The organism is Streptomyces sp. JLYT201 (genome assembly GCF_059448825.1).
Genome location: NZ_CM182551.1, coordinates 5,970,017 through 5,981,728 on the forward strand (window position 1 = coordinate 5,970,017; position 11,712 = coordinate 5,981,728).

The window sequence follows — 11,712 nt, forward strand, 5'->3', positions numbered from 1 at the left end:
ACCAGCCGGCGCGTGGTTCGGCAGCGCCCCGAAGGGGCGCGGGGCCGTGTCCATATGCGGCTCCGCCGCGTGGGCGCGACCAGCCCGAGTCGGCCTGCAGACGAACGGCAACTCAGCGAAGCGCCCGGCCAGCCGGGCCGAAGCGCGGACAGCGGAGGCAGACGTGCGCAAGGATTCCGCCGTGGCCGATGAACGCCCGCACCGACATCGCGCGGCGCCCGCGCCGGAGCCGGACGAGGAGTTGATGCGCGCGCTGTACCGCGAGCACGCCGGTCCGCTTCTCGCCTATGTGCTCCGCCTTGTGGCGGGAGACCGGCAGCGCGCCGAGGATGTCGTGCAGGAGACGCTCATCCGTGCCTGGAAGAACGCCGGTCAGCTCAACCGTGCGACCGGTTCGGTACGCCCCTGGCTGGTGACGGTCGCACGCCGCATCGTCATCGACGGCCACCGCAGCCGGCAGGCCCGGCCGCAGGAGGTCGACCCGTCGCCGCTGGAGGTCATCCCCGCGGAGGACGAGATCGATAAGGCGCTGTGGCTGATGACGCTGTCGGACGCGCTGGAGGACCTGACTCCCGCGCACCGGGAGGTACTTGTCGAGACCTACTTCAAAGGGCGTACGGTCAATGAGGCGGCCGAGACGCTGGGCATACCCAGTGGGACGGTGCGCTCGCGGGTCTTCTACGCGCTGCGCTCGATGAAGCTGGCTCTGGAGGAGCGGGGGGTGACGGCATGAGTACGCCGTACGACGCACACGGCCCTGACCGAGGGGGCCACGGCCCGCAGGGTCCCGAGGCGGTGCACGAGACCGTCGGCGCCTACGCCCTCGGCATCCTGGACGACGCGGAGGCCACCGAGTTCGAGGCCCACCTGGCGGGCTGCGAGATCTGCGCCCGGCAGCTGGAGGAGTTCGCCGGCATGGAGCCGATGCTGGCCGCCCTGGCGGACCTTCCCGGGGCGCACGGGGCGGCGGACCTCCCCGGGGCGCACGGCGCGGCGGGCCTCCCCGGGGCCCACGGGCCGCTCGGCGCGCCCGAAGGTCCGGACGCGGCCGTGCCCCGGCCGCGCGCACTGCCCGAGGTCGGCGAGCGGCTCGCCGCCCGGCCGGGCCCGCGCCTGGCCGAACGCCTCGTGGACGAGGTCGCGCAGCGGCGCGCGCGGCGGCGCAGGCGCTCTCTGTTCCTGGCCGCGGCGGCGGCCGCGCTGATCATCGGCGGGCCGCTCGCGGTCGTCGCGGTGGACGGCGACGACGGCTCGAAGGGGCAGGTGGCGATCGACCCGCACCCGACCTCGCCCGCCGAGGACGCCTTCTTCCACCACATGGAGGAGAAGAAGTCCGCCACCGATCCGAAGACGAAGGTCACCGCCACGGTCGGCACCGAGAGGAAGGCCTGGGGCACCCACGCGGTCCTGGAGCTGAAGAACGTCAAGGGCCCGCTCAAGTGCTCCCTCGTAGCCGTCGGCAAGGACGGCAAACGCGAGACCGTCTCGTCCTGGTCGGTCCCCGCATGGGGCTACGGCATCAAGGACAGCTCGAACAAGTGGGCCCGCAACCCGCTGTACGTGCACGGCGGCGCCGCCTTCGACCGCGACGACATCGACCGGTTCGAAGTCACCACGTTCGGCGGCGAACGCCTCGTGTCGGTGGACGTCTGAGGCGCCGAAGACCCCCGCCACCGCCCTGACCAGCGACGCCCCGGGTCACGGCCCGGCGACGGACGGCGCACGAGACTGCACAAGCGGGGCCCCTTTCGCGTACGGTGGACGGCTGCTCAGTACGAGCAGCAGCACGTCAGGAAAGGGGCCCCGGTGGCCGACGTACGCGACCGCGAGATCAGCGTCGAACAGGAACACCTCGACCAGGTCTACCGCCGCCTGGAGGAGAAGATCCACGAGGCCGAGTTCCTGATGAACGACGCCGCCCAGCGTTCCCAGGTCGGTACGCCGGGCGCGCTCGCCGAGCGTGACGCGCAGGTCTTCCGCGCGGGCATCCATCTCAACCGCCTCAACAACGAGTTCGAGGACTTCCTCTTCGGCCGCATCGACCTGCTCCTCGGCAAGGACGGCAAGAAGGGCCCGGACGGCGCCTACACGGCGGTCGAACCCGCCGAGGGCGTGGTCCGCCAGGACGCGTCGGGGCCGTGCGCCGACATCGCCGAGACCCTGCACATCGGCCGCATCGGCGTCCTCGACGCGGACTACTCGCCGCTGGTCATCGACTGGCGCGCGCCCGCCGCCGCCCCCTTCTACCGCTCCACCCCGGTGGACCCCGGCCGGGTCGTGCGCCGCCGCGTCATCCGCTCCAAGGGCCGCAAGGTGCTCGGCGTCGAGGACGACCTGATGCGCCCCGAGCTGACGGCGTACCTGGACGGCGAGGTGCTGCCCGTGGTCGGCGACGGGGCGCTCATGGCCGCGCTCGGGCAGGCCCGCAGCCACACCATGCGCGACATCGTGGCGTCCATCCAGGCCGAGCAGGACCAGGTCATCCGCGCGCCCGCCGCGTCCGTGACGTACGTGGAGGGCGGCCCGGGCACCGGCAAGACGGCGGTCGCGCTGCACCGCGCCGCGTACCTGCTCTACCAGGACCGCCGCCGCTACTCGGGCGGCATCCTCATCGTCTCCCCGACGCCCCTCCTCGTCGCGTACACGGAGGGCGTCCTGCCGTCCCTGGGCGAGGAGGGCCAGGTCGCCATCCGCGCGGTCGGCTCCCTCGTCGACGGCGTGGACGCCACGGTCTACGACAGCCCGGCGGTGGCCCGCGTCAAGGGCTCGTCCCGCATGCTGAAGGTCCTCCGCAAGGCGGCCAGGGGCGCCCTGGAGACCCCGCCCGCCCCGCCGCAGGCCCCCGCCGACGACGAGGACGCCCTGTTCCCCGCCCCGGCCGCGCCCGGCACCGGCGCCGCGGCCGCGCCCGGCACCCCCACCCGCCTCCGCGTCGTGGCGTTCAACAGGCGCCTGGAGCTCGACGCCGAGGAACTCGCCCGCGTCAGACGCACCGCGCTCGGCGGCACCGCCCCCGTCAACCTGCTGCGCCCCCGGGCCCGCAAGCTCCTCCTGGACGCCCTCTGGGACAAGTCCGGCGCGGCCACCCGGCACAGCGACCCCGAACTCGCCGCCGAGCTCCGCTCGTCGTTCGACGAGGACATCACCACCGAGGACGCCTTCATCGCGTTCCTGGACGCGTGGTGGCCCGTCCTCACCCCGCGCGGCGTGCTGCGCGCGATGGCCGACGAGAAGCGCCTCGGGCGCTGGGCGCGCCGGGTGCTCAACCCGGGCGAGGTCCGCAAGCTGGCCCGCTCCCTGCGCCGCGAGACCTGCTCGGTGCACGACATCGCGCTCCTGGACGAGCTCCAGGCGATCCTCGGCACCCCCGCGCGGCCGAAGAAGAAGCGCGACCTCGACCCGCTGGACCAGCTCACCGGCCTCGACGAGCTGATGCCGATGCGCGAGGAGTCCCAGCGCGAGCGCGCCGAGCGGCTCGCCGCCGAGCGCACCGAGTACGCGCACGTCATCGTCGACGAGGCCCAGGACCTCACGCCCATGCAGTGGCGCATGGTGGGCCGCCGCGGGCGCCACGCGACCTGGACGGTCGTGGGCGACCCGGCGCAGTCCTCCTGGTCCGACCCGGACGAGGCCGCGGCGGCGCGCGACGAGGCGCTCGGCACCCGCCCGCGCCGCCGCTTCACGCTGACCGTCAACTACCGCAACCCCGCCGAGATCGCCGACCTCGCCGCCAAGGTCCTGGCCCTGGCCATGCCCGGCTCCGAGTCCCCGTCCGCCGTCCGCTCCACGGGTGTCGAGCCGCGCTTCGCCGTCGTACGGGGCAAGGACCTCGGCCGGTCCGTGCGCGAGGAGGCGGCCCGGCTGCTCGACGAGGTCGAGGGGACCGTCGGCGTCGTCGTCGCCATGCACCGCCGCGACCAGGCGGCCCGCTGGCTGGCCGGGCTCGGCGAGCGCGTCGTGGCGCTCGGCAGCCTGGAGGCCAAGGGCCTGGAGTACGACGCGACGGTCGTCGTGTCGCCCGCGGAGATCGCCGACGAGTCCCCGGCGGGCCTGCGCGTCCTGTACGTCGCGCTGACCCGTGCCACCCAGCAGCTCACGGTCCTGTCGGGCGAGCGCGACGAGCCGGACGCGGACGGCGTGCCGGACCTGCTCAGGGAATGACCCCCTGCTACGGGAATTGCCTTACGGGATTCGTTTGTTACCGTTGATGTGACACCGGCTCGATCCAAGCCCCCGGGCCCAACCTTCGTCGCTACGAGCGACCACTTGCCGCGAGGCGAGCATGGCGGGTCGGTGTCACTTCGCGTAGGAGAGGTCCACGTCACCCGGTGACGTGGACCTCTTTTCGTTTCCCTGCCCTTCTCGTATGGTGGAAACTGTTTTCCGAAATGCATGTGAACAAAACGTTCTCAATCCGGGGCGGCTACCACGTACTCAGGGGTAGGTGCGACCATCGGACGGCAACAGCTACAAGGTGAAAGCAGAGGAAGTCCGCCATGGCAACGGCGCCCAGCGTCTCCTACTCGATGACGGTCAGGCTGGAGGTGCCCGCGAGCGGAACCGCGGTCTCCCAGCTCACCACGGCCGTGGAGTCCTCCGGCGGCTCCGTCACCGGCCTCGACGTCACGGCGTCCGGCCACGAGAAGCTGCGCATCGACGTCACGATCGCCGCGACGTCCACCGCGCACGCCGACGAGATCGTCGAGAAGCTGCGCGGCATCGAGGGCGTCACGCTCGGGAAGGTCTCCGACCGTACGTTCCTGATGCACCTCGGCGGCAAGATCGAGATGGCGTCCAAGCACCCCATCCGCAACCGCGACGACCTCTCCATGGTCTACACCCCGGGCGTGGCCCGCGTGTGCATGGCGATTGCCGAGAACCCCGAGGACGCCCGCCGCCTCACCATCAAGCGCAACTCCGTCGCGGTCGTCACGGACGGCTCGGCCGTCCTCGGCCTCGGCAACATCGGCCCCAAGGCCGCCCTGCCCGTCATGGAGGGCAAGGCCGCCCTCTTCAAGCGCTTCGCGGGCATCGACGCCTGGCCGATCTGCCTGGACACCCAGGACTCCGACGCGATCGTCGAGATCGTCAAGGCCATCGCCCCGGGCTTCGCGGGCATCAACCTGGAGGACATCTCCGCGCCCCGCTGCTTCGAGATCGAGGCCCGGCTCCGCGAGGCCCTCGACATCCCCGTCTTCCACGACGACCAGCACGGCACCGCGATCGTCGTGCTCGCCGCGCTGACCAACGCCCTGCGCGTGGTGGGCAAGAGCATCGGTGACGTACGCGTCGTCATGTCCGGCGCCGGCGCGGCCGGTACGGCCATCCTGAAGCTGCTGCTGGCCGCGGGCGTCAAGCACGCCGTCGTCGCCGACATCCACGGCGTCGTGCACGCCGACCGCGCGGACCTGGTGGACGCCGCGGCCGACTCGCCGCTGCGCTGGATCGCCGACAACACCAACCCCGAGGGCATCACCGGCAGCCTCAAGGAGGCCGTGCGCGGCGCCGACGTCTTCATCGGCGTCTCGGCGCCGAACGTGCTCGGCGGCGAGGACGTCGCGGCCATGGCCGACGGCGCCATCGTGTTCGCGCTCGCGAACCCGGACCCGGAGGTCGACCCGGCCATCGCCCGCCAGACGGCCGCGGTCGTGGCCACGGGCCGCTCGGACTTCCCGAACCAGATCAACAACGTCCTGGTCTTCCCCGGCGTCTTCCGCGGCCTGCTCGACGCCCAGTCGCGCACGGTCAACACCGAGATGATGCTGGCCGCGGCCACCGCCCTCGCGGACGTGGTGACCGAGGACGAGCTCAACCCGAACTACATCATCCCGAGCGTCTTCAACGACAAGGTCGCCGGAGCCGTCGCCGGGGCGGTGCGCACCGCGGCCAAGGCCGCCGGCGCGAGCGCGGCGGGCTGAGCCGCTCGGCGGTCTGTGACAGGTGCCACGGCGCGTCGGCACGGCGCGTCGTGGAACGCCGCCCTCAGCGGGCCTCTAGGGTGGCTGGGCGCGGTCCTGCGGGTCCGCGCCGCCCTGACCAGGCCCGCACGGCCTGCGGCCCGGCGCCGGGAGCGGACGGAGCGTCACCATTTCGAGGCACCTAGACGAAATGGGCGCTTTTCGTGTGACTCCCAGGGGTGCCGGATTGGCTTTCCCGCCGCTGGTGGGGGCAGGATGCGTCTCTGGGCGCGAGGGTCTGACCACGGACCCGGGTCCTGGGACTGACCGAGACCCTGGCAGCATCGGCTTCGCTGTTGCCTCACATGCGGCTCCGCCGCGTGGCACGCCTCAACGGCAAGAAGAACACGGGAGTACAAACATGAACCGCAGTGAGCTGGTGGCCGCGCTGGCCGACCGCGCCGAGGTGACCCGCAAGGACGCCGACGCCGTGCTGGCCGCGTTCGCCGAGACCGTCGGCGAGATCGTTGCCAAGGGCGACGAGAAGGTCACCATCCCCGGCTTCCTGACCTTCGAGCGCACCCACCGTGCCGCTCGCACCGCCCGCAACCCGCAGACCGGCGAGCCGATCAACATCCCGGCCGGTTACAGCGTCAAGGTCTCCGCGGGCAGCAAGCTCAAGGAAGCCGCCAAGGGCAAGTAAGTCCGTCTGCAGCCCTGAGGCTCATTCGGTACGCAGAAGGGGCGGCCACCCGTTTCGGGAGGCCGCCCCTTCGGCGTGCGCGCGCCCGGAAGGCACGGAAGGCGCCCGGATGCCCGAAGGGCGCCTCCCCGCCAGGGGGAGGCGCCCTTCGGCACGGCTCGGCGGGCGGCTAGCCCAGCGCGGGCTCGCCGGGCAGCTCGACCTTCGCGCCGAGCGACACGAGCTTGTCCATGAAGTTCTCGTAGCCGCGGTTGATCAGGTCGATGCCGTGCACCCGGGACGTGCCCTGGGCGGCAAGCGCCGCGATCAGATACGAGAAGCCGCCGCGCAGGTCGGGAATGACCAGGTCGGCGCCCTGCAGCTTGGTGGGGCCGCTGACGACCGCGGAGTGCAGGAAGTTGCGCTGGCCGAAGCGGCAGTCGGAGCCGCCGAGGCACTCGCGGTAGAGCTGGATGTGGGCGCCCATCTGGTTCAGCGCCGAGGTGAAGCCGAGGCGGGACTCGTACACCGTCTCGTGGACGATGGACAGGCCCGTCGCCTGCGTCAGGGCGACGACGAGCGGCTGCTGCCAGTCGGTCTGGAAGCCGGGGTGGACGTCCGTCTCCAGGGCGATGGACTTCAGCTGGCCGCCGGGGTGCCAGAAGCGGATGCCCTCGTCGTCGATCTCGAAGGCGCCGCCGACCTTCCGGTACGTGTTCAGGAAGGTCATCATCGAGCGCTGCTGGGCGCCGCGGACGTAGATGTTGCCTTCGGTCGCCAGGGCCGCGGAAGCCCAGGAGGCGGCCTCCAGGCGGTCCGAGAGGGCGTGGTGGTTGTAGCCGCCGAGGCTGTCCACACCGGTGATCCGTATGGTCCGGTCGGTGTCCATGGCGATGATCGCGCCCATTTTCTGCAGGACGCAGATCAGGTCCTCGATCTCCGGCTCCACCGCGGCGTTGGAGAGCTCCGTCACACCCTCGGCGAGCACGGCGGTGAGCAGCACCTGCTCGGTGGCGCCCACGGAGGGGTACGGCAGGCGGATCTTGGTGCCGCGCAGGCGCTGCGGCGCCTCCAGGTACTGGCCGCCCTCGCGCTTCTCGATGGTCGCGCCGAACTGGCGGAGCACCTCGAAGTGGAAGTCGATGGGGCGGCCGCCGATGTCGCAGCCGCCGAGGCCCGGGATGAACGCGTGACCGAGGCGGTGCAGGAGCGGGCCGCAGAACAGGATCGGAATCCGCGAGGAACCCGCGTGCGCGTCGATGTCGGCGACGTTCGCACTTTCCACATGCGAGGGGTCGAGCACCAGCTCGCCCGGCTCCTCGCCGGGGCGGACCGTCACGCCGTGCAGTTGCAGCAGGCCGCGTACGACACGGACGTCGCGGATGTCGGGAACGTTGCGCAGACGGCTCGGAGCGCTGCCGAGCAGCGCGGCGACCATGGCCTTGGGCACGAGGTTCTTCGCGCCGCGGACACGGATCTCACCCTCCAGCGGGGTTCCGCCGTGGACAAGCAGTACGTCTTGGGTGCCGGTGACGGTCATGAATCTCGCGTTCCGAAGAGGTGGACGGGGGGATCAAAGGGAAAGCGTAATGGCCGCCCGCCCCCCGTCCGTAGGCCCGAGGGGGCCCGAGCACGTCATGACTCGGCTACAACACGAACCGTACGGAACCGGACGCTCAGGGTCACCTTTCCCGCGCGCCGCCCGAACCGCCCGCGTACGCCCTGAACTGCGTGCACTTCCGTCAGGCCATTGCCTCCCCGGAGAAGCCCAAGATGCGGGATCATGTCTGGCATGACCGAGGTGTCCTCGCTCACAGGGCGGCTGCTCGTGGCCACGCCGGCCCTGTCGGACCCCAATTTCGACCGTGCGGTGGTGCTGCTCCTCGACCACGACGAGGAGGGCTCGCTGGGCGTGGTCCTCAACCGCCCGACCCCGGTGGGCGTCGGCGACATCCTGGAGGGCTGGGGCGAGCTCGCGGGCGCGCCCGGCGTCGTCTTCCAGGGCGGCCCGGTCTCCCTGGACTCGGCGCTCGGCGTCGCGGTGATCCCCGGCGACGAGGGGGCCGTGCGTTCCCGGCGCCGCCCGTCCCGCGAGGACCCCATCGGCTTCCGGCGGGTGCACGGCGCGATCGGCCTGGTCGACCTGGAGGCCCCGCCGGAGCTGCTCGCCGCCGCGCTCGGCTCCCTGCGGATCTTCGCGGGGTACGCGGGCTGGGGCCCGGGCCAGCTGGAGGACGAACTCGTCGAGGGCGCGTGGTACGTGGTCGAGTCCGAGCCGGGCGACGTCTCCTCGCCCGACCCGGAGCGGCTGTGGCGCTCCGTGCTGCGGCGCCAGCGCAGCGAGCTCGCGATGGTGGCGACGTATCCGGACGACCCGTCGCTGAACTGACGCGAAGGCGCGAAGACGCGAAGGCGCAGGGCCGGGGTGCGGTCAGGCGGCTGCCGTGCGCAGATACCGCTCGGCGAGCGGATGCGGGTCGCGGGCCGGCACGGCCAGGTGGACGGTGACCGGGGGCGCGTTCTTCAGGCGCAGATAGCGCAGGCCCGGATGGGAGTGGCGGCGGGCGACCGGCTCCGGGGCGACCCCGATGCCGTGGCCCGCGGCGACGGCCTCCAGCCACTCGTCGAAGTTGTCGGCGGTGCAGGCGAGCCGGGGGCGGCGGTCCGCGGGCCACAGCTCGGGGCGCGTGGTCCCGGTGACGGTGTTCACCACGAGCGGGTGCGCGGCGAGCTCCGCCCAGTCGAGGACGCGGCGGCCCGCGAGGGCCCCGGAGCCGCGGGCCACGGCGGCGACGCGCGGCTCGCGCAGCAGCACCTGACCGCGCACCTCGGCCCCGGGCGGCAGGTCCCCGCGGACGACCGCCACGTCGCAGGCCCCCGAGGTGAGCCCCGCCAGCGGCTCGTCGCGCCGCACGAGCCGCACGACCGCCCCGGTCGCCGCCTTGAACGCGGTGGTGAGCGGCCCGCAGACCTCCGGGAGCATCGAGGTGAAGCCGAGCCGGAGGACCGGCCGCGCGGCGCCCGGGGCGCGCAGGGCCCCGTCGAGGCGCGTGAGCAGCGGCGCGAGCTCGTCGCGCAGACACCGCCCGGCGTCGGTGAGCTCCACGTGCCGGGTGGTGCGGTCGAGCAGACGGGTGCCGACGGCCTCTTCGAGGGCCCGCACGGTCCGGGTGAGCGCGGGCTGTCCGATGCCGAGCGCCGCCGCGGCGTGCGTGAAGCTCAGCTCGTCGGCGACGGCGAGGAAGCCGCGCAGATGCCGCAGCTCCACGGTGTCCAGGGGGTCCTCGGGCGGCTTGGAATCCATGCTTCCTGAGCATAAACGCACTCCGGCGGGCATTTCCCCGCCGAACCGGAGACTGCCTACGTTTCCGTCCGACGACGACGTGAGCGGGAACGAAGGGAGCTGGTGACCCGTGCGGAAGATCTGGCTGTTGATGCTGGGGGCCTTCACATTGGGGCTCGACGCGTATGTGATGGCGGGCCTCCTGCCCGTGGTCGCGGACGACCTGGACACGACCGTGTCCCTCGCCGGGCAGATGGTCACCGTCTTCACGCTGGCGTACGCGGTGAGCGCGCCGCTCGTCGCGGGCCTGTTCGCGGGCGCCCGCCCGCGCGTGCTGATCATCGCGGCGCTCGCCGTGTTCACGGTGGGCAACGCCCTGACCGCGCTCGCGCCCGGCCTCGCGGTGCTGCTCGCCGCCCGTGCCGTGGCGGGCGTGGGCGCCGGGGTGTACTCGGCGCTGTCCACGGCCGCCGCCGCCACGCTCGCCGGACCGGAGAAGCGCGGCCGGGCGCTCGCCCTGGTGATGGGCGGGATGAGCTCGGGCACGGTGCTCGGCGTGCCGCTGGGGGTGCTGCTCGCCGACCACACCTCGTGGCGCTCGACCATGTGGCTGGTGACGGGGCTCGGCGCGGTCGCCCTCGCGGGGCTCGCGGCGGGCCTGCCCGAGATCCCCGCGCCGCCCGCCGTGCCGGTGCGGGCGCGGCTCGGGGCGCTCGCCGACCGGGCCGTCCTCCCCGTCGTGGGCGTGTCCTTCCTGGGGGCCGTGTCGAGCCTCGGCCTGTACACGTACCTCGCCCCGGTCCTGGACGCGGCGGGCGGTGTCGGCGAGGGCGAGGTGGCCCCGTACCTGTGGGCCTGGGGGATCGGTGGCGTGCTCGGCAGCGTGCTCGCGGGGCCGCTCGTGGACCGCACGGGCCGGGTGCTCGCCCTCGTGACGGGCGTGACGGCGCTCCTGGTCGTCTCGGAAGCCTCGATTCCGCTCCTCGGGGCGGCGGCCTTCCCCGCGCTCGTGGTCTGGGGCGCGGCGGGCTGGGCCTTCCAGGTGCCGCAGCAGCACCGCCTGTTGGCGCTGAGCGCCGAGCGCGGCACGGTGGCCCTCGCCCTCAACAACTCCGCCCTCTACCTGGGCAGCGCGGTGGGCTCCGGCGCCGCGGGGCTCGCCCTGTCGGCGGGCCTGGACGCGGGCGCGCTGCCGTGGGCGGCGGCCGGGGTCGCGGCCCTGGGCCTCGCCCTGCACCTGGTGGCGGGGCGTCGCGCCCGCGGAGGCGACAGCCGCTGCCAGGACGCGCCGGGCGTGAGTACCCTTGGCACCTATGAGCACTCTTGAGCCCGAGCCCGAGCGCGGGGCAGGTACGGGGACCCTCGTAGAGCCGACGCCCCAGGTGTCGCACGGTGACGGCGACCACGAGCGCTATGCGCACTACGTCCAGAAGGACAAGATCATGGCGAGCGCGCTCGACGGGACCCCCGTCGTGGCGCTCTGCGGCAAGGTGTGGGTCCCCGGCCGCGACCCGAAGAAGTACCCCGTCTGTCCCATGTGCAAGGAGATCTACGAGTCCATGGGCGCCGGCGGCGACAAGGACAAGGGCGGCAAGGACGGCGGCAAGAAGTAACCGCACGCCGACCCGGTTGATCACCGTGGGCCCCCGCAGCGTCCGACGGCGCGGCGGGGGCCCACGCATGTCCGGATCCGGGCAGCGGCACGTCCGGATCCGGGCAGTGGCACGTCCGGTGAGACGCTCGAGCCCGTCCGGCGTTTGAGGACGAGGCGCGCAGCGCCGATGGCTGTTCAAGGCCCAGGGGCCGGCCTCCGTTGCATATGCCGCAAAGGCTCTTTTGCCCCGCGCAAT

10 protein-coding genes are annotated in these 11,712 nt (G+C 72.8%); 8 read left to right on the top strand and 2 right to left on the bottom strand.

Annotated elements, in window-relative coordinates; all coding sequences use genetic code 11:
* Window positions 1-163 precede the first annotated feature (163 nt).
* The 5 genes from AC5WAM_RS24970 (at window position 164) to AC5WAM_RS24990 (ending at window position 6,600) form a co-directional block, all read left to right on the top strand.
* Window positions 164-733: a sigma-70 family RNA polymerase sigma factor gene (locus AC5WAM_RS24970; RefSeq protein ID WP_138959997.1), complete on the top strand. Its 570-nt coding sequence runs from the start codon at window positions 164-166 to the stop codon at window positions 731-733.
* Window positions 730-1,653: a zf-HC2 domain-containing protein gene (locus AC5WAM_RS24975; RefSeq protein ID WP_495518861.1), complete on the top strand. Its 924-nt coding sequence runs from the start codon at window positions 730-732 to the stop codon at window positions 1,651-1,653. The genes AC5WAM_RS24970 and AC5WAM_RS24975 overlap by 4 nt, the downstream gene beginning before the upstream one ends.
* 153 nt (window positions 1,654-1,806) lie before the next feature.
* Complete coding sequence (locus AC5WAM_RS24980; protein ID WP_495518862.1) at window positions 1,807-4,161, top strand: HelD family protein; 2,355 nt, start codon at window positions 1,807-1,809, stop codon at window positions 4,159-4,161.
* Between the two features lie 335 nt (window positions 4,162-4,496).
* Complete coding sequence (locus AC5WAM_RS24985) at window positions 4,497-5,918, top strand: NAD-dependent malic enzyme (RefSeq protein WP_172384444.1); 1,422 nt, start codon at window positions 4,497-4,499, stop codon at window positions 5,916-5,918.
* 400 nt (window positions 5,919-6,318) lie between these two features.
* Window positions 6,319-6,600: an HU family DNA-binding protein gene (locus AC5WAM_RS24990; RefSeq protein WP_016645140.1), complete on the top strand. Its 282-nt coding sequence runs from the start codon at window positions 6,319-6,321 to the stop codon at window positions 6,598-6,600.
* 169 nt (window positions 6,601-6,769) lie between these two features.
* Here the strand turns inward: AC5WAM_RS24990 and murA are convergent, their stop codons facing one another.
* A complete protein-coding gene (gene murA / locus AC5WAM_RS24995) occupies window positions 6,770-8,119 on the bottom strand; it encodes a UDP-N-acetylglucosamine 1-carboxyvinyltransferase (protein ID WP_138959993.1) in 1,350 nt (449 codons plus the stop codon).
* 252 nt (window positions 8,120-8,371) lie between these two features.
* Between murA and AC5WAM_RS25000 the strand changes: the two genes are divergently transcribed.
* Window positions 8,372-8,968 (top strand): YqgE/AlgH family protein, encoded by a 597-nt coding sequence (locus AC5WAM_RS25000; RefSeq protein WP_366794448.1) that lies wholly within the window; start codon window positions 8,372-8,374, stop codon window positions 8,966-8,968.
* A gap of 42 nt (window positions 8,969-9,010) precedes the next feature.
* Here the strand turns inward: AC5WAM_RS25000 and AC5WAM_RS25005 are convergent, their stop codons facing one another.
* On the bottom strand, window positions 9,011-9,883 hold the full coding sequence (locus AC5WAM_RS25005) for a LysR family transcriptional regulator (RefSeq protein ID WP_495518863.1): 873 nt from the start codon (window positions 9,881-9,883) through the stop codon (window positions 9,011-9,013).
* Between the two features lie 109 nt (window positions 9,884-9,992).
* On the opposite strand from AC5WAM_RS25005, the gene AC5WAM_RS25010 reads away from it, so the two are divergent.
* Window positions 9,993-11,189 (top strand): MFS transporter, encoded by a 1,197-nt coding sequence (locus AC5WAM_RS25010; protein WP_495518864.1) that lies wholly within the window; start codon window positions 9,993-9,995, stop codon window positions 11,187-11,189.
* The gene (locus AC5WAM_RS25015) at window positions 11,176-11,475 is read left to right on the top strand and encodes a DUF3039 domain-containing protein (RefSeq protein WP_037825937.1); all 300 of its coding nucleotides are present in this window, start codon (window positions 11,176-11,178) and stop codon (window positions 11,473-11,475) included. Before AC5WAM_RS25010 ends, AC5WAM_RS25015 begins: the two co-directional genes overlap by 14 nt.
* Window positions 11,476-11,712 lie beyond the last annotated feature (237 nt).